Source organism: Bradyrhizobium barranii subsp. barranii (assembly GCF_017565645.3).
GTDB lineage: Bacteria > Pseudomonadota > Alphaproteobacteria > Rhizobiales > Xanthobacteraceae > Bradyrhizobium > Bradyrhizobium barranii.
In genome coordinates this window covers 8,968,590-8,993,306 of the sequence record NZ_CP086136.1, presented here as the reverse complement: position 1 = coordinate 8,993,306, position 24,717 = coordinate 8,968,590, and the positions used below count along the sequence as shown (strand labels likewise).

The 24,717-nt window shown below is 59.3% G+C and carries 21 protein-coding genes and 1 pseudogene; 14 read left to right on the top strand and 8 right to left on the bottom strand.

Annotation, left to right across the window (positions count from 1 at the left end; genetic code table 11):
• Positions 1–296 precede the first annotated feature (296 nt).
• The 4 genes from J4G43_RS43820 to nodD1 form a co-directional block, all read right to left on the bottom strand.
• Positions 297–1,010 (bottom strand): MerR family transcriptional regulator, encoded by a 714-nt coding sequence (locus J4G43_RS43820; RefSeq protein WP_026312621.1) that lies wholly within the window; start codon positions 1,008–1,010, stop codon positions 297–299.
• Positions 1,011–1,132: 122 nt separating this feature from the next.
• Entirely contained in the window at positions 1,133–1,342 is a 210-nt protein-coding gene (locus tag J4G43_RS43815; protein ID WP_014497819.1) for a hypothetical protein, read from the bottom strand.
• Positions 1,343–1,937: 595 nt separating this feature from the next.
• Positions 1,938–2,930, bottom strand: coding sequence for a transcriptional regulator NodD2 (gene nodD2, locus J4G43_RS43810; protein ID WP_035696200.1), 993 nt, complete (start codon positions 2,928–2,930; stop codon positions 1,938–1,940).
• Positions 2,931–3,563: 633 nt separating this feature from the next.
• Positions 3,564–4,508 carry a transcriptional regulator NodD1 gene (gene nodD1, locus J4G43_RS43805; RefSeq protein ID WP_018646994.1) on the bottom strand — a complete coding sequence of 315 codons (945 nt, stop codon included), beginning with the start codon at positions 4,506–4,508 and terminating at the stop codon, positions 3,564–3,566.
• 793 nt (positions 4,509–5,301) lie between these two features.
• Between nodD1 and J4G43_RS43800 the strand changes: the two genes are divergently transcribed.
• The 9 genes and pseudogenes from J4G43_RS43800 (at position 5,302) to J4G43_RS43760 (ending at position 15,616) form a co-directional block, all read left to right on the top strand.
• Positions 5,302–5,934 carry a NodA family N-acyltransferase gene (locus J4G43_RS43800; RefSeq protein ID WP_011084822.1) on the top strand — a complete coding sequence of 211 codons (633 nt, stop codon included), beginning with the start codon at positions 5,302–5,304 and terminating at the stop codon, positions 5,932–5,934.
• Positions 5,931–6,590, top strand: coding sequence for a chitooligosaccharide deacetylase NodB (gene nodB / locus J4G43_RS43795; protein ID WP_208088608.1), 660 nt, complete (start codon positions 5,931–5,933; stop codon positions 6,588–6,590). Before J4G43_RS43800 ends, nodB begins: the two co-directional genes overlap by 4 nt.
• Before the next feature lie 14 nt (positions 6,591–6,604).
• Complete coding sequence (nodC, locus tag J4G43_RS43790) at positions 6,605–8,062, top strand: chitooligosaccharide synthase NodC (RefSeq protein ID WP_011084824.1); 1,458 nt, start codon at positions 6,605–6,607, stop codon at positions 8,060–8,062.
• Positions 7,989–8,618 (top strand): nodulation methyltransferase NodS, encoded by a 630-nt coding sequence (gene nodS / locus J4G43_RS43785; RefSeq protein WP_208088607.1) that lies wholly within the window; start codon positions 7,989–7,991, stop codon positions 8,616–8,618. The genes nodC and nodS overlap by 74 nt, the downstream gene beginning before the upstream one ends.
• Before the next feature lie 13 nt (positions 8,619–8,631).
• A complete protein-coding gene (gene nodU / locus J4G43_RS43780) occupies positions 8,632–10,341 on the top strand; it encodes a nodulation protein NodU (RefSeq protein WP_208088606.1) in 1,710 nt (569 codons plus the stop codon).
• A gap of 1 nt (position 10,342) precedes the next feature.
• Entirely contained in the window at positions 10,343–11,263 is a 921-nt protein-coding gene (gene nodI, locus J4G43_RS43775) for a nodulation factor ABC transporter ATP-binding protein NodI (protein ID WP_011084827.1), read from the top strand.
• A gap of 3 nt (positions 11,264–11,266) precedes the next feature.
• Positions 11,267–12,055 carry an ABC transporter permease gene (locus J4G43_RS43770; protein WP_011084828.1) on the top strand — a complete coding sequence of 263 codons (789 nt, stop codon included), beginning with the start codon at positions 11,267–11,269 and terminating at the stop codon, positions 12,053–12,055.
• A gap of 256 nt (positions 12,056–12,311) precedes the next feature.
• Positions 12,312–14,338, top strand: a pseudogene (locus J4G43_RS43765) (carbamoyltransferase family protein).
• 165 nt (positions 14,339–14,503) lie between these two features.
• A complete protein-coding gene (locus J4G43_RS43760) occupies positions 14,504–15,616 on the top strand; it encodes a nodulation protein NodZ (protein ID WP_321576301.1) in 1,113 nt (370 codons plus the stop codon).
• A 166-nt stretch (positions 15,617–15,782) separates the two neighbouring features.
• On the opposite strand, the gene J4G43_RS43755 is transcribed toward J4G43_RS43760, so the two are convergent.
• The 4 genes from J4G43_RS43755 to tnpA (J4G43_RS56245) are packed head-to-tail and all read right to left on the bottom strand — an operon-like array spanning position 15,783 to position 18,806.
• Positions 15,783–16,433 carry a UPF0149 family protein gene (locus tag J4G43_RS43755; protein ID WP_063712394.1) on the bottom strand — a complete coding sequence of 217 codons (651 nt, stop codon included), beginning with the start codon at positions 16,431–16,433 and terminating at the stop codon, positions 15,783–15,785.
• Positions 16,430–17,980 carry an IS66 family transposase gene (gene tnpC / locus J4G43_RS43750; protein ID WP_035681142.1) on the bottom strand — a complete coding sequence of 517 codons (1,551 nt, stop codon included), beginning with the start codon at positions 17,978–17,980 and terminating at the stop codon, positions 16,430–16,432. Before tnpC ends, J4G43_RS43755 begins: the two co-directional genes overlap by 4 nt.
• Positions 17,981–18,030: 50 nt before the next feature.
• Positions 18,031–18,387, bottom strand: a complete 357-nt coding sequence (tnpB, locus tag J4G43_RS43745) for an IS66 family insertion sequence element accessory protein TnpB (RefSeq protein WP_018273742.1) — start codon at positions 18,385–18,387, stop codon at positions 18,031–18,033.
• The gene (tnpA, locus tag J4G43_RS56245) at positions 18,384–18,806 is read right to left on the bottom strand and encodes an IS66-like element accessory protein TnpA (RefSeq protein ID WP_018273743.1); all 423 of its coding nucleotides are present in this window, start codon (positions 18,804–18,806) and stop codon (positions 18,384–18,386) included. The genes tnpB (J4G43_RS43745) and tnpA (J4G43_RS56245) overlap by 4 nt, the downstream gene beginning before the upstream one ends.
• Positions 18,807–19,513: 707 nt before the next feature.
• On the opposite strand from tnpA (J4G43_RS56245), the gene J4G43_RS43735 reads away from it, so the two are divergent.
• The 5 genes from J4G43_RS43735 (at position 19,514) to tnpB (J4G43_RS43715) (ending at position 24,712) form a co-directional block, all read left to right on the top strand.
• Positions 19,514–20,350 (top strand): SDR family NAD(P)-dependent oxidoreductase, encoded by an 837-nt coding sequence (locus J4G43_RS43735; protein WP_208088603.1) that lies wholly within the window; start codon positions 19,514–19,516, stop codon positions 20,348–20,350.
• A gap of 252 nt (positions 20,351–20,602) precedes the next feature.
• Positions 20,603–22,351, top strand: a complete 1,749-nt coding sequence (gene nifA / locus J4G43_RS43730; protein ID WP_408581394.1) for a nif-specific transcriptional activator NifA — start codon at positions 20,603–20,605, stop codon at positions 22,349–22,351.
• Between the two features lie 517 nt (positions 22,352–22,868).
• Positions 22,869–23,735 carry an electron transfer flavoprotein subunit beta/FixA family protein gene (locus J4G43_RS43725; RefSeq protein ID WP_028181712.1) on the top strand — a complete coding sequence of 289 codons (867 nt, stop codon included), beginning with the start codon at positions 22,869–22,871 and terminating at the stop codon, positions 23,733–23,735.
• Between the two features lie 201 nt (positions 23,736–23,936).
• The gene (tnpA, locus tag J4G43_RS56240) at positions 23,937–24,359 is read left to right on the top strand and encodes an IS66-like element accessory protein TnpA (protein ID WP_018273743.1); all 423 of its coding nucleotides are present in this window, start codon (positions 23,937–23,939) and stop codon (positions 24,357–24,359) included.
• Positions 24,356–24,712: an IS66 family insertion sequence element accessory protein TnpB gene (gene tnpB / locus J4G43_RS43715; protein ID WP_018273742.1), complete on the top strand. Its 357-nt coding sequence runs from the start codon at positions 24,356–24,358 to the stop codon at positions 24,710–24,712. The genes tnpA (J4G43_RS56240) and tnpB (J4G43_RS43715) overlap by 4 nt, the downstream gene beginning before the upstream one ends.
• Positions 24,713–24,717: the final 5 nt, after the last annotated feature.

The window sequence follows — 24,717 nt, the reverse complement described above, 5'->3', positions numbered from 1 at the left end:
CCTGAAGTGAACCGCAACTGGTTGTAGTCAACCACGCCTGTAGACAGGCGTTGCTTGCTGGGCAAACCTGCGTTGGCCGGGCGAGCCGCCAACTACGGTAAGATCTACAACTTGACGTTACGTGCGGATCAAGCCCTTTTGGGAAGAGCGATGGAGGCGTCAGGGACGCGGATCGACCGGCGGTGACAATCCTTCCGTTTGATTCCGTAAAACTCCAAGCCGCGTCGGAGAGCGGCCGGTTCACCTAGCGTTTCTTAGCTTGCCCTAACCGGCGTGTGGAACCCGCCATGAATGCGTCAGTAAGGCTGATCCTCCAATCCGCCAAGGGCAAGATCGAGATATTGCATTAGACAGGGATCCCAACCAGCCAGACTGCGGGGCGCGCTTAATCGTGCAAGTACCTTCAGGATCATCGAAACACGTGAATCGTCGCCGGCGATTTCGCTGATCAGCAAGCGTGCTGCAACCGCGACAGCCTTTGCGCGCTCTCCGCAAGGGTGCTCGCCCCCATCCATGCAGTCGCGAAGATCATCACGGATTCGCCGCCAGCGGTCCTCTCGCTCCGCAGCTAAATTGCAGGTGCACCGGGACGTCTGACTCCGCGTCTCGGCGCGCGACATGGCGTTCAGGGTGGCAGGCAGCTCATCCACACTTACCTGCGCCTCGCTGTCGATGGTCATGTTGCGCAAACGGTCGCGCAACAGAGTTGTGCGCGCGACTTGGACTTCTATGCGCTCTAGATGTTTGCGCAGCAAGTCCGTGAGTGAGGTCGTCCCCTCCATAGCTTTACGGATCTCCACGAGCGAGAAGCCAAGCTCACGCAGCGCGCGAATCTGATGAACCCGTTGCCCGCTTTCGCGGTCATACATCCGGTGACCGCCCTCAGTGCGCTCTGTCGCTGCTAGCAGTCCAGTGTGCTCATAATGGTGCAGCGTGCGCACCGTTACTCCGGTCGCCTCTGCAAGTTCGCCAATGCGCCATCGACGCCGTCTTGGTGTAGCTCTGTTCATGTTGTTCAATTTCAAAGCCTACAACCTGACGTCACGTATGATTCAAGCGGATTTCTAAGCTCCAGTTGAATCGCCTTTAATTCATGCGCGCGAGTGGTGACTATCCTTAGAATGGCGGCTGATCAACCCTCAGGAGAAAGGGTGATCAACAAGTTCGCCAGGCGTGCCAGTTCAGCCTCGCCAGCCGCCGTACGCTCCAGGATAAGTTTGGCGATTGCTGCGCAGTTTTCTGGACTCCGCATCGACGGAGGTAGCGCGTCGACGGCGCCGTCATAAAGCCGTCCGAGGGCAGATAACTCTTCTGGATCGAACACCCCGCTGCAAAGCTTCAACGTTCAGCTCCTTGTTTGAAATTGAGTCAAGCGCAGCGCACGTCGTCAAGACGTTTGGCTGCGGTAGGGCCAAAAGAAGTCATACCTGCGGCGCAAAGCGATGAGGATGTGATGTGCTGCTGTGTGATGCGTTCAGGCCACACGCGTTCGCGATGCTAGCTTCGACGGCACGGCAAGTCCGACGATCTCTATGCTCACAATGAACGGTGGGAACGGTGGTAGGAATCCGAATAAGCTGATCATCTCCGTTCATCGGGAGCAACTACCGACCCAGGGAGTTGACGGCAAGAGCTCCGTGCCTGGCCTACCTTCTTGAGAGAGCTGCGCCCTGCCGCGGCCGTTGCAACGTAAACGCCTAGCTTCAGTGCGAAGGCATTGCTCCGTCGCTCGCCGGCCCCGTTCCGTTCCCGTCCCTAAAAGCATCAAGTCGGCAGTCTGCCGTTTCTCGCCCCCGAGGCGGAGGTGCGAAGAGCGAAAGCGCCTCTTGCCTGCCGCAAGGATCCTTTCCCCCGGCAATAAGAGCAAGCCAGGCGAGCAGGAATTGTGTGTTGAGACAAGTGTTGGAATGTGAGGTTCGTAGACTTCGCGAATGTGCTTACGGCAACGGTGAGACGGATCGCACGAAATGTCCCGGGGGCTCCGCGTCTTCCGGGCTGCTGGTCACACGGAGCTCTTGTGTAGTTGCCATGCGGGTGGCCTCCTGCAACAAAATGTCCCTCATCCACAGACTTCCCGGGTCGCTGTTGTGAAGTGAGGGCCATTGGACCGCCTCGGTGAAGGCGGGGAATGGATGCGGAAGCTCAACGATCCGAAGGGGCATCGTTCTTTGGAAATGCCTCACGAGCCCTAATGGCATCGTGCCTATGCGGTTCGTCCCAACTATGAGAGGCGGGATCATGCTGAAGCTCTGCACGAGGATGTCGATGCGCCGCGTGGGCCCGAGATCAGTCAAAAAGGAATGCTCAACTGGCGTCCGGGGCGCACCTCCGTGCTTAACTGCAACGTGACCCATCGACATATATCGATCGAATGTAAGCCGGGGTTGTAATTCCCTATTGGTGCAGCAGCCTACGCAGACGAGTCGCTCCTCGAATAGGGCCGCTCTGGGGTGCGTGCTGGACATGAAAAAATCTGGCCGGATAACAAAATCGACTTCACCGCGGCGGAGGAGCAGCTCGTGTTCATCGGTCGGCGCAGCCAATTCGAAGCTGACGGCGGGGGCTTCTCGCGTGACGCGTGCTACGACATTTCGGAAGAGCACAACTGTTACGAAGTCAGAAAGGACGATCCTGAATCGGCGGTTCAATCGAGCTGGGTCGAACGGATGTCGGGCCATAATCGAGAGTTCAATGTGCATCAGAGCCTCGCGCACAGGAGCCGCGAGCCCTTCCGCGCGTGAGCTCAAGACAAGTTCGCGCCCCCTCATTCCAAACAGTTCATCACGGAAATGCTTGCGCAGCCGGGCAACGGCTGCGCTCATTGCCGGCTGACTAAGATTGATCTTGCGTGCGGCTGACGAGAGGTTGCGCTCAGTTATTAGAGCATCCAGCGCGACCAGAAGATTTAGATCCAGACCTTTGAAACGCATCTCTTCCTATCCGGCACAAACGTCGTTGCTGCGCAATAGCGTGCGGTGGCGCCAGCGCCTGGAGCAATCGTCTTGGCCCGCCCCAATGGACATCGGCTCATTCCTGCGCCCGGGAAAGGAAGCTTGCGAGATGACCGCAACAATGGAGAGCAAGCGGAAAGCCGATCGGCAGCGGCGGGAAAGCGTCGGGAGCTCCAAGCTAATTGGTCTTGCCGGTTCCGGCCGGCCACGCAGCAGGGTCGTTCAGTCCGCTGATGGCAGATCAGCCCAGTGTTCGTCAGCGTGCCAAAGCGCGGTGTCGACAGCTGTGTCGTGCAGCGCTTGTCACGAGAGCAACCTACAACCTGACGCAATGTGCGGTTCAAGACATTTTAGTGATAGAGCCAAACATTTGCACGGGAGGCATATTCTTCTGCGATGGTTGCCGGACGTAGCCTGAATGCGTCGTGAGCGCATCAAACCGCACCTTCGAGGTCACCACGCGCACAACTGGAAAAGGCTTCGCGACCGATCGTCGCATTGCGCGTCTCTGGCTCCTTCTCACCTCCATACCCTGGAGAGACGAAAGAAAACGGGGCACGTCGAAGGTTCTACAGTGTGCCGGGGATGTTCAGAGCGCAGCTTAAGGTAAGCCTAACAGCGCCTGCGAGTTGGAGGCTCCTGGTCCCCAGATGCCATGTTGGATGCTTCCTCGAGCAATATCCGACGCATCCAGATGCTCGCGGGGTCGGTATTGTGGAATGAGGGCCACTGCAGGGCCTCTGTGAATGTGGGCAGGGGGAGGGGCGGTTGGATGATCCGCAACGGCATCCGCTTTTCGAAGTGCCTGGCCAGTCGTAAGGGCATCGTGCCGATACGGCTCGTGTCTAGCAACAGGGGCGGAATCAGGCTAAAGCCCTGCACGACGACCTCAATTCGTCTCCTCAGGCCGTGCTCAAGCAAAAACCATTCTTCGAGGTTCGGTCTCAGTGCGCGTCCGAACTTGGCAGTAACGTGCCCCATCGAGATGTATTGTTCGAACGTAAGCTGCCGGGATAGCTGCTTGTTCGCGCGGCATCCGACGCATACGAGGCTCTCGTCGAACAGCGTCGCCTTAGGGTGCGCGCTCGACATGAAAAGTTCCGGCAGAATGAGAAAGTCGACCTCGCCCCGCCGCAGCAGCTCATCCGGTTCATCAGAAAATGGCAGCAGTTCGAAGCGCACCGCGGGGGCTTCTTGCGCCATGCGGTCCACAATTCTGCGGAAAAAAACGATCGTCATGAAATCTGAGAGAATGACCCTGAAGCGTCGGCTCGATTGAGCAGGGTCGAGCGCGTCCCGCGATATGATTGAGAGTTGGATGTGCAGCAGGGCCTCGCGAACCGGACCTGCAAGCGCTTCCGCGCCAGGTGTCGGGACGAGTTCGCGACCTCTCATAGTAAAGAGTTCATCGCGGAAATAGGTGCGCAGCCGTGCGATCGCAGCGCTCATAGCAGGCTGGCTCAGATTGATTTTGCGAGCCGCCGCTGTGAGGTTGCGCGCCGTCATCACGGCGTCGAGCGCAACGAGAAGATTTAGATCAAGTCCCTTGAACCGCATGTGATGAGTCTATCCATCGTGTGGATGTGTTCGATCGAAACAATCGATTTTACCAAACTGGGGGAGGTTGGATAGCAAACTGAAGTTTGGAAAAAGCAATTAGACGCGCCACGATGGTTTCCGGTCGTTCACGTGAGCTAAGAGAAGAGCTCCCAGACGTGGGAGCGCACCATGGGGGCGCGTTGTTGTTTCTCCTTAAGCGTGGCCGTTCGAACGCCAAGTGCGTCCCGATAAACGTTGGTATGCGGATATCATCCGTTTCCATATTTCAGGTTTACCCGCGTACAATTGAGGGCGCGTTCAGCCTCATTCTAGTGTCGAAGAATAGAGGCAGACGCAGGTTGCGGATGCCAAGAATTCCAGGCGCCGTTCCAAATGGCTCGCCTGTCCAGTGCATGTGGGGCGTGTCGAAGATGTATAAAAGCCAGTGTGATCTGATGCCGCTCCGATGCGCCATCGATGAGGCTTGCGCGCCGATGGCCGGCCCTCAGACGTCAAAGTGCCGGAGGGCGATGCGACTGCAGGCACAAAAGCTCGCTGGTGCAGACAGGTTCTGGCTAGCCCAACCGCCTCGTTGGCAGCTTCCGATTTATCGTGAGCGCGGCATCAACCGCACGAGGGTGCAATCAAGCGATCGCTCCGTCGCGCAAAGGCCAGCGGCGCGGAGTAGGCGAGCAGTGCCGAGCTCCGACAGAGCATGGCGGCGCATCTCAGCATTCATCGGCGGTTCGGCGAATAGCGAATTGACGTGACCATCCCCGCTCTTCATTCCACCGGCGCAAGGAAGCTCGCCATGAACATTGCCGTCTCCCCGACTGCGGAAGGATCTTCTGGGCGCGCTCAAGTGCAGTGGAGCCTTCGTTGGGAAAGTGAACTGCAGCTCGCCGATCATGCCGAGCTCGCGGAGTTCTTCCGCAAGAGTTACGGACCGACGGGTGCGTTCAATGCGCAGCCGTTTGAGCGGAGCCGAAGTTGGGCTGGAGCAAGACCCGAGCTCCGCGTAATTGGTTACGACGCGCGCGGGGTAGCGGCTCACATCGGGCTACTGCGCCGCTTCATCAAAGTTGGTGAAGTCGATCTCCCTGTGGCCGAACTGGGGTTGTATGCGGTGCGCCCCGATCTCGAGGGGCACGGGATAGGCCACGCAATGCGCGTGATGTATCCCGCACTCCAGGAGCTCGGCGTTCCATTCGGATTTGGCGCGGTTCGCTCGGCCCTCGAAAAACATTTGACCCGACTGGTCGAAAGGCAGGGGCTCGCCACCCTGATGCGTGGCATTCGCGTCCGCTCCACCTTGCCGGATGTCTATCCAAATTTATCGCCGACGCGCATCGAAGACGTGATCGTCGTGGTGTTTCCGGTCGGACGCTCGATAAGCGAATGGCCGGCCGGGACTGTCATCGATCGTAACGGGCCTGAGTTGTGACAGAGCGTTCCACCCTATCTACTGTCCGCTGCGACTACGCTGACGCGGGCGGAAGTCGAGCTGTCCATTTGACTTTTGACGATGGGCCAAATCCATTTTGTACGCCAGAGGTGCTCGATGTCCTGGCGCAACATCGGGTCCCCGCGACATTCTTCGTCATCGGGACGTACGCGACGGAGCATCCTGAACTCATCCGACGAATGATTGCGGAAGGGCATGAGGTTGCGAACCATACGATGACCCATCCTGATCTATCCAGATGCGGACCTACGGAGCTACACGACGAGGTGCTGACGGCGAGCGAAGCCATCCGTCTGGCGTGCCCGCTGGCCTCGCCCAGGCATATGCGAGCGCCTTACGGCATATGGACGCGAGATGTGCTCGCAGTGGCGGCGAGCGCTGGTCTCACGGCTCTGCACTGGTCGGTCGACCCTAGAGATTGGTCCCGCCCCGGGGGTGATGCAATTGTGAATTCCGTACTGGCGAACGTACGCCCGGGTGCAATTGTGCTCCTGCACGACGGATATCCTCCCGATGAGGAGGGATTGCCCAGTGGCTCTACGCTGCGCGATCAGACCAGGACGGCGCTGGCATATCTCATTCCAGCACTACAACGGCGCGGGTTTGTAATCCGTCCACTCCCTCAACTCCACTGAAAAAACGACACCCCATGGACCTGCTCGCGACGACCAGTGCTGCCGCCGTTTCATCTTATGCGCTCCTATCGACGATCTATAAGAGCGTGCAAGCGCTTTATGCTCAGCCGGCGATCAACTCATCGCTGGACAACCTTGGACAAGCCGAGGTGGTCGTTCCTGCTGTGGACGTGATCGTGCCGTGCTTCAACGAGAATCCGAACACACTCGCCGAATGTCTGGAGTCGATTGCCAGTCAAGACTACGCCGGAAAGATGCAGGTATATGTGGTCGATGACGGATCGGCAAACCGCGACGTTGTCGCGCCTGTACACCGGATATATGCGAGCGATCCGAGATTCAGTTTTATCTTGTTGGCGAACAATGTGGGAAAGCGCAAGGCGCAGATCGCAGCGATACGCAGCTCATCCGGTGATCTGGTTCTCAACGTCGATTCCGATACGATACTTGCTGCCGACGTCGTCACGAAGCTTGTATTGAAGATGCATGACCCGGGAATCGGTGCGGCCATGGGTCAGCTGATCGCGAGCAATCGCAACCAGACCTGGCTGACCAGGCTGATCGACATGGAATATTGGCTCGCGTGCAACGAAGAGCGCGCGGCACAGGCGCGCTTCGGTGCCGTCATGTGTTGCTGCGGCCCATGTGCCATGTATCGGCGTTCCGCGCTCGCCTTGCTTCTTGATCAATATGAAGCCCAATTCTTTCGTGGGAAGCCGAGCGATTTCGGCGAGGACCGCCACCTAACGATACTCATGCTCAAGGCGGGGTTTCGAACCGAATACGTTCCGGACGCCATAGCAGCCACAGTCGTCCCGCACAGTCTTCGGCCATATCTACGACAGCAACTCCGCTGGGCGCGAAGTACCTTTCGAGATACGTTTCTTGCTTGGCGCCTGCTGCCAGAGCTCGATGGTTATTTGACGCTAGACGTTATCGGGCAAAATCTCGGCCCATTGCTCCTCGCCATTTCATCACTTGCTGCGCTCGCACAGCTCCTGATCGATGGCTCTATACCCTGGTGGACGGGATTGACGATTGCTGCAATGACTACGGTCCGGTGCTGTGTGGCAGCGCTTCGTGCCCGCGAGCTGCGGTTTATCGGCTTCTCGCTCCACACGCCGATCAATATCTGTCTCTTACTGCCTTTGAAGGCCTATGCGCTTTGTACATTGAGCAATAGCGATTGGCTATCTCGGAAAGTCACCGATATGCCGACGGAAGAGGGGAAACAGCCTGTCATCCTGCACCCGAATGCCGGACGAAGTCCTGCTGGTGTAGGGGGGCGCCTGCTCCTATTCGTAAGGCGGCGTTATCGCAGCCTCCATCGAGCCTGGCGGCGACGGAGAGTGTTTCCGGTCGCGATCGTTCGACTGTCTACAAATAAGTGGTCGGCTGATGACTCAGGACGAAAACCATCAGTTATTAGAGCGAGAGTTGGCTGTCGACGACCCGTGGCGCCTCGACACTAGTGCGTTCGAGCAGCAGCGATACGCGCAAATGCTCCGGATGTCGCGCCGCGACGGAGACGCGGCGTCTGCGCTCGAAGTAGGATGTGCAGCCGGTGCATTCACGGAGATGCTGGCGCCGCTATGCGAGCGACTTACGGTCGTGGATGTCATGCCGCAGGCAATCGAGCGAACGCGACTGCGGACCGGGAAATGGTCACATATTAGTTGGGTGACCTGCGACATTCAGCGGTTCTCGACCACTGAGCAATTCGATTTGATTGTCGTGGCTGAGGTTCTTTACTACCTCAGGGACGTCGTCGAGATGCATGAGGCTATCCGCAACCTGGTGAGTATGCTTGCGCCAGATGAGACTCTCATTTTCGGGTCTGCGCGTGATGAAATATGTCAACGCTGGGGGCATGCTGCCGGTGCTGAGACGGTGATCGCTCTCTTCAATGAGAGCCTATCAGAGATCGAGCGCCGGCACTGCTGCACCGGGTCGGCGAGCGAAGACTGCTTGATCGTCCGGTTTCTGAAGCCGGGCGGCGCGTCGGCACAATCAAACGCCGGTCATTAGGCCAGGAGGACGTATGCGCATCTGCGGAATAAAGTTGACACATGACGGAGCAATTGCTGTCGTCGAGGACGGTCGGCGTCTTTTTTGCGTCGAGCAAGAGAAGCGCGGCAATGGTCCTCGCTATCAGTCCGTCGACAATCTCGATGCAGTCGTCTTCGCCTTGGCGGAGCATGGCCTGAATCCGCGCGACATCGATCAGTTCGTGATTGATGGCTGGGACGGGGAGAATGAATCGCAGTTCCAGCTCCTAAGCGGAGCGGTGCCGGTCGCGCTAAAAGGCGCGCCATATGTCGAGCGTCATGCTGAGGGCCTCCTTGATTCCGTCGACGGCTATGGCCTCCTCCTCGGAGGCGAGGAGTTTCCATATAAGAGCTACCCGCATGTCACGGGCCATGTCGCCTCAGCATATAGCACCAGTCCTTTCGCCAGCGCGGGGAAACCCGCGTTGTGTCTGGTATGGGACGGCTGTATCTTTCCACGCCTTTACTATGTCGAGCCCCAGGGCGCGCGGCTCATCGGATCGCTGTTTCCGATGATTGGCCATGCCTATGCCGCCGCGGGCCTTCACTTCGGCCCATACCGGCAGCCGAACCGCTCCAGTTGGGATTTGGGCATTGCTGGCAAGCTGATGGCCTACATCGAGCTTGGTTCCGTGGACGAAAGCATCGTGGAAGTGTTCCAGGAGCTTTATGAAACGCGCTTAGCGGCTGACACGGAGCAGGCTCGTCGCTACCGCGAAAACATCAAAAATGCGGAAGCGTCTCTCGCAGTTATTCACGACTTCTTCGAGTCAAGCGCATTGCGCCTGAAGGCCAAGCGCGCGGAGGACGTCCTCGCGTCGTTTCATGTGTTTCTGGAACGTCTTCTCGTTAAGGAGATCGCGATGGTTCTGCTACGGCACTCGTCGCTTCCGGGAGCGCGAAATCTATGCATCGCCGGAGGTTGCGGTCTCAACATCAAATGGAACAGCGCGCTTCGCGCGACCGGATTATTCGATGATGTCTGGGTGCCGCCGTTTCCAAATGACAGTGGCTCGGCAATCGGCGCGGCGTGCGGCGCTATGGCAGCGCAAGATGGCTTCGAGCCGTTGGAATGGTCAGTTTACAGTGGCCCCGCCCTGCAGGAGAGCGAGGTTCCGCCGGACTGGGAGGCGGCGCCGTGCAGTCTGCCTGAACTTGCCACGATTCTTGCTGACAACAAGCCCGTCATCTTTCTTTCCGGGTGTGCCGGGCTCGGGCCGCGGGCGTTGGGCGGTAGAAGCATTCTTGCGGCCCCAACGTCCCCGGAGATGAAGGATCATCTCAACGACATCAAACGGCGCGAACACTTCCGGCCGGTGGTGCCGATCTGTCTGGAAGATCGTGCGCCGGAGATCTTCAGCCCGGGTACGCCAGATCCTTACATGCTATTCGATCACCAAACCCGGGCGAATTGGCGCGACAAGATCCCGGCAGTGGTACATCTCGACGGCTCGGCGCGGCTGCAGACAATTTCCCGCAACTCTCCTCACAAAATTGCTGCGCTTCTCATCGAATTTGAGCAACTCACCGGCATTCCGCTGCTCTGCACCACGAGCGCCAACCTCCATGGACGGGGATTCTTTCCCGATGCTGCGGCGGCATGCCAATGGGGGCGCGTCGAGCATGTGTGGTGCGAGGGCATGCTCTGGAGCAAAACGGTCATCAAGAAGTCATCGCCTACGGAACGACTTCTGTCAGCCTAAGATGAACATGTCCAATATGGCGATCGACCTTGTCGGCGTGAGAAAGTCATTCGGGGACAAGGTTATCGTCAATGACCTGTCGTTCTCGGTTGCGCGCGGAGAGTGCTTCGGGCTGCTTGGGCCAAATGGAGCTGGCAAAAGTACGATTGCACGCATGCTCCTCGGCATGATTTCCCCCGATCGAGGCAAGATTACGGTCCTCGATGAGCCTGTGCCTTCCCGCGCTCGTGCGGCGCGCGTGCGCGTAGGCGTGGTGCCGCAGTTCGATAACCTTGAGCCCGAGTTCACCGTGCGGGAGAACCTGCTTGTGTTTGGCCGCTATTTCGGCATGAGCGCTCGCACGATCGAAGCGGTTGTGCCCTCGTTGCTTGAGTTTGCGCGGCTTGAAAGCAAGGCGGACGTGCGCGTCTCCCTTTTGTCCGGTGGTATGAAGCGGCGGCTGACGCTGGCGCGCGCTCTGATCAATGATCCACATCTACTCGTGATGGACGAGCCGACGACGGGGCTCGATCCGCATGCTCGCCACCTGATCTGGGAACGCCTGCGGGCTCTTCTTGCGCGCGGCAAGACGATCCTCTTGACCACTCACTTCATGGAAGAGGCCGAACGCCTTTGCGATCGGCTATGCGTGCTTGAGAGTGGATGCAAAATCGCCGAAGGCAAGCCAGACGCCTTGATCGACGAGCATATCGGCTGCAACGTGATCGAGATCTATGGCGGTGATCTAGATCAACTCCGGGAGCTGATCAGGCCGTATGCGCGGCATATCGAAGTGAGTGGAGAGACGCTTTTTTGTTACGCGCGATGTCCGGACGAAATCAGCGTGCACCTGCGCGGGCGAACGGACCTTCGCGTTCTGCAGCGCCCCCCGAATCTCGAAGACGTGTTTTTGCGGTTGACCGGGCGCGAGATGGAGAAATGAGCGATGGATGATGGTTATGCGTCGGTCATGCCGGCTAATGCGTACAATTGGACCGCGGTATGGCGTCGAAATTACTTGGCATGGAGGAAAGTCGCGCTTGCATCGCTTCTCGGCAACCTCGCAGATCCCATAACCAATCTGTTTGGCCTTGGCTTTGGGCTCGGACTCATTGTGGGACGGGTTGAGGGGACTTCGTACATTGCGTTTTTGGCGGCGGGTATGGTCGCGATTAGCGCTATGACATCCGCGACCTTTGAAACTCTGTACGCAGCCTTTGCTCGGATGGATGTCAAGCGCACCTGGGAGGGAATTTTGTTCACACAGCTCACGCTTGGCGATATCGTTCTAGGTGAGTTGGTGTGGGCGGCCAGTAAGTCCGTTCTAGCCGGGACAGCAATCGGGATTGTCGCTGCCACCCTGGGTTATGCATCCTGGACGTCGGTTCTTTGTGCGATACCGACAATCGCCCTTACGGGCCTTGTCTTCGCCAGCCTGGCAATGGTCGTCATATCTCTTGCGCCAACTTACGATTACTTCGTGTTTTACCAGTCGCTCGTCCTTACGCCCATGGTGTTCTTGTGTGGCGCGGTCTTTCCGACGAGCCAAATGCCCGACTCATTTCAGCACTTTGCCGGCTTGTTGCCGCTGGCACATTCGGTCGACCTTATTCGCCCAGTGATGCTTGAGCGCGGCGCCGACAATGCCGCCCTACACGTAGGCGCGCTCTGCGTTTACGCGGTCTTGCCCTTTTTCGCGTCGATCGCGTTATTTCGGCGCCGCCTGCTGCGTTGACGTGAGTTCAGCGAAACGGAGAAAGTCAAAGCGATGCAGTGTCATGATGCGTTCCGCGGTAGCTCGCGAGTGACCTGGTCTGTCACAGCAGCTTGTGAAACGGCCTTGAGAAGCCGCGATCGAGCCAGCTCTACGGCCGCCTGTTCGGCCGATCGGACCTTGCAAAGTCGTGTTGTGCTGCCTGGCACGCGCACCGGCTGCGCGTGACTGTACAGATTAGATCGGTGGGACGGCATGGCCTTCCATGGAGAACGGGATGTTGAGCATAGGACTGAGTGGCGGCCTTGACAGAATCTATGAAAGCTCTCCGGAGCTGCCGAATACATTTCTTCACGATGGCGCTGCGGTACTTGTGCAGGACGGCCGCGTAATTGCTGCTGTCGAAGAGGAGCGCCTCAACCGCGTCAAGCACTCCAACAAGTTCCCCAGCAATTCGATCCGATACTGCCTTTCTACCGCAGGAGTCGAGCTCGGCGACATCGACCGTATCGCGTTCTACGCGACTGAAGCTTACTGCAAAGCCATGCTCGAGCGCCTTTCTGTTTCTCAGCCCGTTCCGTTGGACCCCAAACTGTTGCTGCGGCAGCTGTTGGCACGGGAATTCGGGGCCGAGATCGATCCGTCCGGGGTTCCTTCGTGAATCACCACGAAGTACATGCCGTGAGCGCGTTTGCCATGTCCGGGTTCGAGCAAAGTCTGGTGTTTGCGATCGACGGCGGGGGCGATTTTCTCTCAGGCTTAATGGCGGTAGGGTCCGGGACCGTAATTGCGCAGCTTGTAAGTTTCCCGGAACACAACTCTCTTGGGCTGTTCTATCTCGAGACGATCCGATATCTCGGCTGCGGGATGTTCGACGAATACAAAGTGATGGGGCTTGCACCGTATGGTGATCCCGATCGCTATCGCGAGCTCTTCGCGCAGTTCTACGAGTTGTTGGACAGCGGTGGCTATCGCGTTCACCTGGATCGAATCGGACCAGCCCTTTTGCGCAACATCCAGGTTCGGCGAAAGGGAATGCCATTCACCCAACAGCATCGAGATGTCAGCGCGTCGCTGCAGGAAGCGCTGGAGCGGATCGTGTTTCACACCCTGCGGCACCATCGTAAAGCGACGGGCATGACACGCCTGTGCCTAGCTGGCGGGGTGGCCCATAATTGCACGCTGAACGGTAAGCTGCTTTATTCCGGGCTATTTGACGACATCTTTGTTCAACCCGCGGCGCACGACGCCGGTTGCGCACTCGGCGCTGCATTAATGGTATCAAGCGAGCTAGGCAGGCCAGCGCCGCGCGAGCGACTGCCGGACGTTTATTGGGGGCCCGATCTTGGGAACGAGCAAGCCACAGAGCTTGAGCTCAACGCATGGTCAGGCCACCTCGACATTCAACGAAGTGATGACATAGCATCCAGTGCGGCGGACTGGATGGCAAATGGCGCTGTAATCGGCTGGGTTCAGGGGCGCTCTGAGTTCGGCCCACGTGCGCTTGGTAACCGCAGCATTCTAGCGGACCCGCGGCCTGCGGAAAACAAGGATCGCATCAACGCGGTGGTCAAGAAGCGCGAGAGCTATCGCCCCTTTGCGCCATCTGCATTAGAGGAGGATGCGAGCGAGTTCTTTGAGCTCCCCGACGGCACGCGGCAGCTCCCCTTCATGAACTTCGTAGTTCGCGTGCGTGAAGCCAAGGGTAACGTGCTCGGTGCGATCACGCACGTTGATGGGACGGCTCGGCTGCAGACCGTATCGCGCAAGACAAACCCCGCCTACTGGGACGTCATTAATGCGTTCAAGCAGCGAACGAGCCTTCCGATTCTTCTAAATACCTCATTTAACAACAATGCCGAGCCGATCGTGCAGTCCGTGTCAGATGCGATCACCACGTTTTTGACGACTGATCTGGACGGACTTGTTGTTGGGCCGTTCCTCGTCAGGAAGCGGCCAGCATCACTGCAGGATTGGAGTGCGCTGGCTGCGTCATTGCCGCCGTACGCATCCCTTCATCGTGTTCGCTCCCACATAGCGCCAGATCGGCAGGAAACGGTCTGCGAGATCCGCATGGGACATTCCGCCCACTCTAGTATGCGTATCTCACCTGAGCTTTTCGAGATCTTGATGCGAATCGAGGGCGAGGCGTCGCTCGGGTCGCTTTTCGACACAGCCCTGCTGGACCAGGCCAAGCGTGAAGATCTTGTGAAGGAATTGCGGCTCGTATGGGAGCTTCGGGGCGTTCGCCTGCATCCGCTGCACGCGGCTTGCGGTCACGATAATGTACAAAGCGGAACATAGCCATGACTCATGCGCATGGCCACGCCCATGCGTGCATGTGAGGGGACCAGGCCATCCGATGCAGAGCGGGGCATCGGGCATCGGGCTTCGGGCAGGTCGATGCAACACCGTTGAAGAAAGGACGATCGTATTGAGAGAACGCGGCCCGTCACGGATAGCCCTGCTATGAGGTTCTGCCGATGCAGCTCGCCGGCACCGCGATTTCAGGCCGTGACGCCGGGCGAGAAGATACGCGAGACGTCTGTACTGACGTCTCTTGTCCAACCAGGAGCGCGCGAAAAGGCAAGGCAGATGGTTAGCGGTTCGAGCAATGATCGGTTCGTAGTGTCCCGGCGACGTACGGGGTTTGGCGACTGTCTGTGGTCACTCGCGGCAGCCTGGCGATTTGCAAAGCAGACAGGACGGACGCTAGCCATTGATTGGCGGGGATCTTGTTATCTTGATGAACCATTCACCAATGCCTTTCCAGTCTTCTTCGAACCGGTTGAAGACATTGGCGGAGTGCGAGTAATTTGCGATGACGACATCAATACGCGTTCGTTTCCAGGACCATTCTTTCCAACATGGTGGAACAAGCCATCTTTCGATTGCATCTATCGACCGGACGAGCAGATTTTCAGGGAACGCGATCAACTCGATCAACTGTTCCAAAGTCAGAGAGATAGTGACGCTAACACGGTTGTGTGTGATGCCTGCCTGATGTGGCGCTGCGATCAGGAAGCGGAACGAGAAATCTTCCGGAGTATTAAGCCGCGGCCTGAAATTCAGGCCCGGATTGATGCTATCTACCGCGAGCACTTTGAGCCGTACAGCGTAATCGGCATTCATGTCCGGCATGGCAATGGCGAAGATATTATGGGGCATGCCCCTTACTGGGCGGACACGGAGCGCGCCTTGCGGCAGATCTACAATGCCATTGATGAGGCCAGGAGTTTATCCCACGCAAAACCTGTGAGGGCGTTCCTGTGCACGGACAGTGCGCTCGTCCTCGAGCAGGTTTCGGTTAAATTTCCCGATGTCTTCGCGATTCCAAAGCAGTTCCAGGCGCCTCAAGCGGGCCCATTGCACCATCCCGCCCTCGGAGCTGAAGGCGGCTTTTCTGCCCTCACCGAGATGTATCTCCTTGCCCGCTGCGACACGGTGATCCGTTTTCCGCCAACGAGCGCTTTTACGCGCTATGCGCGTCTTTTCGCCCCACGCGTTATAGAATTCGATTTGAACGATCCGGGCCGGTTGATCCTGATTGAAGACAACTCGCAAGCGCTTATGGCTTCGTGAAAGTCGCAAACCCGCGTGATCGATCTCACCGCCGCTCTTTACGTCCGATAGCCGTGGAAGTTCTTCTCCGGGCGACGATTTTCTGGCCCGCGGGCTGTCATTGCCGCAACGTTCCAGGGTAAACGGTACGAGAGGCCCACGGAGCCACGGACTTGGTGCGGACGGCCTACGCACCGCGCTTGAAGCGTATAGGCATCCAGAACTGCCGGAGGGCCTCGACGGTTGCTGGAATGTTGCGCCAGGCGTTTTGGATGATGGGCTGCGTTCCCAGCGTGCGCCGGGCCGGGGGTAGCAAGGGTCGACCGGCGTCGTCGATGCAATGGACCAAGATCGGCCGCAGCATAAGGTGTTCGGTTCCATTCGGGGGGAGAAGCCGCGACCAGACGAGAAGCCGAAGCTTCATGACGGCGTAGAAGCCCATGCACCAGGGCTGCGGGTCGACTTCGCCGTCCGGTGATCGCACGAACAGCGGCTCGAAGCTCTCCGGTCTCGTCGACAGCGTCTCGCTGATAGCGTTGTGGCGCATCAGCGTGGCGGCGATTGCCGAGAACTCCTCGGTGTCGTGATTGAAGGCGTCGGGATCTACGCCGAGGAGCGGGCACACCCATTCCTCGGACGCCATCGAGACCGGCCCGGCGACGACCGCGGCCACCGCGCCATCGAGCATGGAGAGCGACGTCGCCCGCGGATGCCGAAGCGTCGGCGACCTGGCGCGCTTGCTGATCCATTGCCCGAGCCGTTCGAACGACATGGCATAGTCCGCCATCGTCGTCTTGCGTGCTTTTCGCGTTCCCCGCCCTTGCTTCGGCTTCGTCATGCCACGGCCCGCTTTTCGGCTTCGCGTGCGGCCTTCCAGTTCCAGGCCAGAAGTTCGTGAAGCTGGTTGGTCTTCGTGGCGCCGCTCACCATGCGATCGAGAACGTCGACGAGATACGCCTCGGGGTCGAGGCCATTCAATTTCGCTGTGTTAAGAAGCGAAGCGAGTATCGCCCAGGTCTCGCCCCCGCCTTCGTCACCACTGAACAACGAGTTCTTTTTTCCGATCGCAATTGGCCTGATCGATCGTTCGACCGTGTTGGTGTCCGGCTCGAGCCGCCCGTCATCCAGGAACGTCGTCAGGCCCTGCCAGCGTTCGAGCATGTAGTCGATCGCCTTGATGAGCGTCGAGCGGCGGGAGATCCCGTCCTTCACCGCGATCAGACGGGCCCTCAACGCCTCCATCAGCGGCTTCGTCTCGGCCTGTCGCGTCGCGCGGCGTTCCCCAGCATCGAGACCGCGGATCCTCTCCTCGATCGCGTAGACGGCCGCAATGCGCTCGATGACCTCCGCGGCGAAGGGTGAGTTCGTCGTCTTGTGCACCCTCACGAAGTTGCGGCGCGCGTGAACGAGACAATACGCCAGCTGGATCTGGCCCGACATCATCGCATCGCCCGCCAGCGAGGCGTAGGCGGCATAGCCGTCGACTTGCAGCACGCCTTCGAAGCCGGCTAACTGCGCCACGATCTCCTTTTTGCCGCGACCACCTGCGAACACGTAGGCGACCGCCGGCGGCGCCGGCCCCTTCCACGCCCGATCGTCCGTCGCGTGCGCCCAGAACTGGCAGATCCTCGTGCGGCCGCGTCCCGGATCGAGCACTGGCATCGGCGTCTCGTCGCAGAACAGCCGCTCGAAGCCGTGCATAGTCTTCAGTTGCAGATCGTAGAGGCCCCTGACCAGCCACGCCGCGCTCCCCATCCAGCGCGCCAGCGTCTGACGGTCGACGACGACACCCTGACCCGCCAGGATCTGCGTCTGGCGATAGAGCGTCGATTGCCAGGCATATTTGGCCGCGGCGATATGCGCGATCAGCGCCGTCGTTGCCATGCCGCCCTCGACGAGCCGCGCCGGTGCCGGGGCCTGGACAATCGGGCCCTCACAGGAGCGGCAGGCGTATTTTGGACGGATCGTGCGGAGCACACGCAGCCACGCGGGAACCCGATCGAGCGCTTCGCTGCTCTCCTCGCCGATCCGATGCATCTGACCCGTGCAGCACGGGCACAGCGTGGACGCCGGCTCGATCACCCGCTCGACCCGAGGCAGATGCGCCGGCAGCGCGCCGATGTTGCGCTTCGCTTTGCGCCGCTCCGGCCGCGGCGCGTCCGGTTTGTCGTCATTGGCCGGGAGCTGTGAGCCGGCGGTCCGTTCCAGATCAAACGCGATCTGTTCGGCGCAGACGATCGCCGCGCGCTCCGATCGTGCGCCGAAGATCAGGCTCTTCAACGTGGCGATCTCTGCGCGCAGATCATCGTTCTCGCCTTCGAAAGCCAGCACCATCTCGGCAAGAGCCGCAGGGTCAGAGGGGAGATCTTCGGGGCGAAGCGCCATATCGCAGAGCTACACGAACGCACTCGCAATCGCCAGCAAAACAAGACGCTTCAGGCAACCTTCGTCGGCCGCTTCGTCACCTTCGGGACCACACGCGACCACTCCGCAAGACCTTCAATCAGCATCGCCAGTTGCGCCCCCGTCACCGGCATCGTACCCTCGCGAACAGGTGGCCAGGCAAAGCCCCCATTCTCCAGCCACTTCGTCGCTAGAACCATTCCCGAGCCGTCAAAAACCAGTAGCTTCAAACGATCCGATCGCTTCGATCGGAAGACATAAACGTCACCGCTGTAGGGCTTGCCGCCTAATCCCTCCGCTACCAGCGCGACAAGGCCATGAACGCCTTTACGAAAGTCAATCGGCTGCGTCGCGACGAACACACGGACCATTGGACCGAAAGAGATCATCGCGTCGATCTCACCGCCGCCAGCACGCGCTCCAGCGTCGCGGCGTCGACGCCGACGGGCACGCGCACCGTCGCGCCCGCGATCATCACCTCGATCCGCTCGGCCGGATCCGTCAGAACATGCGCCTTATCGATCGCGTTCGGCTGCGCCTCGACGGCGGCCTCGAGCCTGACTTGCACGAACTGCGGCGCTTCGCTCGACGCGAGCCGCGCCTGGCGCCGCCACACACTGAGCAGTCCCCGGTTCACCCCGTTGCGTCGAGCCACCTCGGAAATGCTCGTCTCCGGATCGGCACTCTCGGCCACGATCCGCGCCTTCTCCGCATCGCTCCAACTGCGCCGTCGCCTCTCCCCTGTGATCACCTCGATCCGCTGATAGGAGGCGGCATCATGCCCGTCTTGATGTCTGTCTTGATGCATGGAACGAGCGTCCCTCGCGTTGTCAAATCCACGCGCGAGTCTCGCTCATCCCGTCCACCTAAACGAGGTGGGGTCGTCGTACCGCTATCGTTCCAGGGGCGAAGAGAACGAAGCCGCGGCCGAATGCGTTCGGCTAAGGCGCGGCTTCGACAACAACGGCCCTAAAGTGCCGCTGCGTTTTACAGAAGGAGCACGCCTTCGTCTTCGCTTCGGGCGGGCCGCAGACGGAAGCTAAACAACGCTCAATCACGGATGAACATTTCAGCTCGCCAGCTCATGCTTGGAACTAGCGCCGCGAAATCCAGTGCCGCTCAGAGCATGGCGCGATAGATCAAAAGTGGCCGCCGACGAATCTAACGTGCAAGCTTGGTACATCAGTTTTATGTTGGGGCGGCTAATGGCCGTGGCCGTTATCCCCGGGCATTTTTCGACTTCGACGAGAGGCGCCGGCCAGCCGCAGGCTCGTACGGTTGTGCGATCGTGAAAGCGAACGCGGGCTGGGTAGCCCTTTCATGAAGCGGGCGAGTGCTCGCGAACTTACGTAGCAGAGTCACCATCGCTGTCAGAAAGCTCACCTCCGCTGTCTTGAATGCGCCAAGCATTCCGCGTGCGCGACATTAGGACGCAAAACGGAAGCGCATTTACGTACATCGCAGTGGCGCAAATCCTGCTACGCGTGCGCGGGCGCAAAAGTAGAGGAGGCGGCCGTGGGTCTCGATCTGCCAAATGACAATCTGATCCGAGGTCCGCTGCCCGAAGCACATTTGGATCGCCTCGTTGACGCCGTTAATGCGCGCGTTGATCGTGGAGAACCGAAGGTGATGTTACTCACCGGGGCATCGCGCGGAATTGGCCATGCCACTGCCAAGCTATTCTCGGAGGCAGGCTGGCGCATCATTTCTTGCGCACGCCAACCGTTCGACGGCGAGCGATGCCCCTGGGAGGCTGGGAATGACGATCATTTCCAGGTCGACCTCGGCGATCATCGAATGCTGCCGCGCGCAATCACCGAGGTTAAGAAACGCTTGGCCGGTGCGCCCTTGCACGCGCTGGTGAATAATGCGGGTGTGTCGCCGAAAACGCCCACAGGCGATCGGATGACATCGTTGACCACCTCAACCGATACCTGGATGAGGGTCTTTCATCTTAATCTGGTGGCTCCGATCCTGCTGGCGCAGGGTTTGTTTGATGAGCTAAGAGCCGCGTCAGGATCGATCGTGAATGTGACTTCAATCGCGGGCTTGCGGGTGCACCCATTCGCCGGTAGCGCCTATGCGACCTCGAAAGCTGCGCTTGCGAGCCTCACACGCGAATTGGCCCGCGACTATGCGCCGCATGGCATTCGCGTCAATGCGATCGCGCCCGGCGAAATCAGGACCGACATGCTGTCGCCCGACGCGGAAGCGCGCGTCGTGGCAAGTATCCCGCTGCGCAGAGTGGGTACTCCGGACGAAGTGGCCAAGGTCATCTTCTTCCTATGCTCGGATGCGGCGAGCTATGTTACGGGTGCCGAGGTGCCGATCAACGGTGGCCAGCATCTGTGAAGCGGCCGGCCCGGCGGCGAAGCTGACTTGAGCTTCCCAACGGACTCACGTTCTCCGCTGACCACGCGCATACAATCAACAGAAAATGAATCGAAGGCACACGGCAAGTTTACTGTCGTGCCATGAAAAAGTGTCACGGTTCGATGTCATCTCGTCAACACTTGGCGCTAGATCGAGAGTGACATGCAAAACGAACCTCGCCAATCCGGACATGGGTCCAGGGAGGATGATCAAGGAAACGGAGACAGGCTTATGCTGCATATCCCCTCCTCGAGCGAAAGACCTGCCTCGCAGCCGGAACCGGAGCGTGCCCCCCCGGGGGAGCCGTCGCATGAGAGCGCGCTGGCCGGCATCTACGAAATATCGAAAATACTAAATGCTCCCGGCCGGCTCGAAGTCACCTTGGCCAACGTTCTCGGTCTTCTGCAATCGTTTGTGCAGATGCGACACGGCCTCGTCTCGCTGTTCAACGATGACGGCGTTCCAGAACTTACAGTTGGCGCCGGCTGGAGCGAAGGCACTGACGAACGTTACCGGACGTGCGTGCCGCAGAAAGCAATCCACGAGATCGTAGCGACAGGCAGGTCTCTTATGGTCGAGAATGTAGCCGCCGAGACGGCCTTCAGCGCTGCCGACCGGGAGGTTCTCGGCGCCTCTGATAGTATACCGGTAGCGTTCATCGGGGTCCCGATTCGCGTTGATTCGACGGTCGTTGGTACGCTGACGATCGACCGTATCCCGGAAGGCAGTTCAAGTCTTCTCGAGTACGACGCGCGGCTGCTCGCCATGGTCGCGAACGTGATAGGACAAACGATCAAGTTACATCGCTTGTTCGCCGGCGATCGCGAACAATCGTTGGTGGACAAGGACCGGCTAGAGAAACAGGCAGTTGATCGTGGGCCGCCCGCTCGCGAGCGCAAGCAGCTTCAGGCACACGGGATCATTGGCGACAGCCCGGCGCTGAGCGCACTGCTTGAGAAGATTGTCGTTGTAGCCAGATCAAACAGCACGGTTCTGCTGCGTGGCGAATCCGGTACCGGGAAGGAGCTGGTAGCCAAGGCCATTCACGAGTCGTCCGTTCGTGCTAAGCGGCCGTTCGTTAAGCTGAATTGCGCGGCGCTCCCCGAGACGGTCCTGGAATCGGAATTGTTTGGCCATGAGAAAGGTGCCTTTACCGGTGCTGTCAGCGCCCGCAAGGGGCGCTTCGAGCTTGCTGACAAAGGGACGCTATTTCTTGACGAGATCGGAGAGATCTCACCTCCGTTCCAGGCGAAGTTGCTGCGAGTTCTGCAAGAGCAGGAGTTCGAGCGCGTCGGCAGCAATCACACGATTAAAGTCGATGTTCGGGTGATAGCTGCGACCAACAGGAACCTTGAAGAGGCTGTGGCAAGGAGCGAATTCCGCGCGGACCTCTACTATCGTATTAGCGTAGTTCCCTTGTTGTTGCCGCCGCTTCGCGAAAGACGCAGTGATATTCCGCTGCTCGCAAGAGAGTTCCTCAGAAAGTTTAACAGCGAGAACGGCCGCTCTCTTACTCTGGAGGCGAGTGCGATCGATGTACTGATGAGCTGTAAATTTCCGGGAAATGTCCGCGAACTCGAGAACTGCATCGAGCGGACCGCGACACTCAGTGCCGGATCATCGATTGTAAGAAGTGACTTTGCATGCAGCCAAGGCCAATGCCTTTCCACGACGCTTTGGAAAAGCACATCGTATGGCAAGACAGACCCGGCGGCACCGATGCAACCGGTGCCTGCAAAGTCCATCATCCCGCTGGCTGAAACGGCCCCTCCGCCGCAGGCTGTCTGCGAACCGGGCTCATTGGCACCTTCCGGCACAGTTCTCGTTAGTGGTGCGAGAATGGCTGATCGCGAGCGGGTCGTTGCGGCTATGGAAAAGTCTGGCTGGGTGCAGGCCAAGGCAGCGCGCCTACTCGGGCTAACCCCGCGCCAAGTCGGCTACGCGCTGAGGAAATACGGAATCGAGATAAAGCGGTTCTGAGCGCCCCGCATCGGCCTGGACTGATTCCGCCAAATCGATAAGTGAAGACGGTCCGCGTAGTTAATCTAGCAATCTGAGGGGAATGGACCGCCGGGGGCGTCGGCTTGCCGCGACCCCGAGAAGGGCTCAACTATTCAGCGACAGATGGGGCGGAGAGCCTCACTTGCGAGTCGCACAATCGCGAACCGCCGGTTGCTCGAAATGCAAAGAGCTATCATCCTTATCTCAATCAAGCCGGATTGGCGAACGCAATGCTTAATGACCCTCGACCGGTCCGGGCCTGCAGGGGATTAGCGGCAGTCAATCCGCAAGCAGTCCCGCCGCCACTTGCCAGCGTGGTGCTGCGAAACAGCGCTGTCCGAGCCTGCTTTGTGCCGGCATCCCTTTCAGGAAGCGCGGGGTAGAGAGGGCGCACTACCCGGTCTTAAGCCTTGTGACAGCGAGCGGTCCCAAGCGGCGGGGATGGTACAACACTTGCTGTTCTCTTCCCAGCTGACGTAACTTTAGGAGCAACACCTTGCATAATATTGTCTGCATCAAGCAAGTTCCGGACTCGGCGCAGATCCGCGTGCACCCCGTGACCAATACAATCATGCGTCAGGGAGTGCCGACCATCATCAACCCGTATGACCTATTCGCGCTCGAGGCCGCGCTGGGGCTGCGCGATCGGTTCGGTGGCGAAATTACCGTGCTTACCATGGGGCCGCCATCGGCAGAGGAGTCGTTGCGAAAGGCGCTGACTTATGGTGCTGATCGCGCCGTCCTACTTACTGATCGCTGCTTTGCGGGCTCGGATACGCTGGCCACTACGTATGCGCTTGCAACAGCGATCCGGAAAATTGGCAAGGCATATGGTCCGGCAAACCTCATCTTCACCGGAAAGCAGACCATCGACGGCGATACAGCGCAGGTTGGTCCTGGCATCGCGAAGCGACTGGGCGTAGGGCAGCTAACTTACGTTGCGAAGGTCAGATCCGTGGACGTCGCCAATGAAACAATTGAAGCGGAGCGGCGCTCGGAAGGCGGTGTGCAGGTTCTGCACACTAGGTTGCCCTGCCTCATCACCATGCTTGAGGCGACGAATCAGATTCGGCGAGGCGCGATGGCGGATGCCTTGCGTGCCGCGCGAGCCAAAATCGTGAAATGGAGCGCGCAAGATGCAGGTGTCGAAGACATCTCCAAATGTGGGCTCAAGGGCTCGCCGACTGTCGTCAAACGTGTGTTCGCTCCCCCTGCGCGGGCCGAGAGGGCGGCGCTGGTTGAGTCCGCCGAGCAGCCGGCGCAGGCGCTAATAGACGCAATCTTCTTGAATCAACCGAAGCTCGAAACCGATCTGGCGACACTTGCTCGTGACGCCCGATCTGGACTGTCCGGGCAATGTTAGCAACGCGCTCCAAGAAATGTATCAACGCTCGCACCCGAGTCGATGAGAGCGCAACATGTCGTTGTGCAATGCGGTAAGCTACCATAAGAGTTTGCTATGCCATCCGTCGATCGATAGCGGTACGACGACCCCACCTCGTTTAGGTGGACGGGATGAGCGAGACTCGCGCGTGGATTTGACAACGCGAGGGACGCTCGTTCCATGCATCAAGACAGACATCAAGACGGGCATGATGCCGCCTCCTATCAGCGGATCGAGGTGATCACAGGGGAGAGGCGACGGCGCAGTTGGAGCGATGCGGAGAAGGCGCGGATCGTGGCCGAGAGTGCCGATCCGGAGACGAGCATTTCCGAGGTGGCTCGACGCAACGGGGTGAACCGGGGACTGCTCAGTGTGTGGCGGCGCCAGGCGCGGCTCGCGTCGAGCGAAGCGCCGCAGTTCGTGCAAGTCAGGCTCGAGGCCGCCGTCGAGGCGCAGCCGAACGCGATCGATAAGGCGCATGTTCTGACGGATCCGGCCGAGCGGATCGAGGTGATGATCGCGGGCGCGACGGTGCGCGTGCCCGTCGGCGTCGACGCCGCGACGCTGGAGCGCGTGCTGGCGGCGGTGAGATCGACGCGATGATCTCTTTCGGTCCAATGGTCCGTGTGTTCGTCGCGACGCAGCCGATTGACTTTCGTAAAGGCGTTCATGGCCTTGTCGCGCTGGTAGCGGAGGGATTAGGCGGCAAGCCCTACAGCGGTGACGTTTATGTCTTCCGATCGAAGCGATCGGATCGTTTGAAGCTACTGGTTTTTGACGGCTCGGGAATGGTTCTAGCGACGAAGTGGCTGGAGAATGGGGGCTTTGCCTGGCCACCTGTTCGCGAGGGTACGATGCCGGTGACGGGGGCGCAACTGGCGATGCTGATTGAAGGTCTTGCGGAGTGGTCGCGTGTGGTCCCGAAGGTGACGAAGCGGCCGACGAAGGTTGCCTGAAGCGT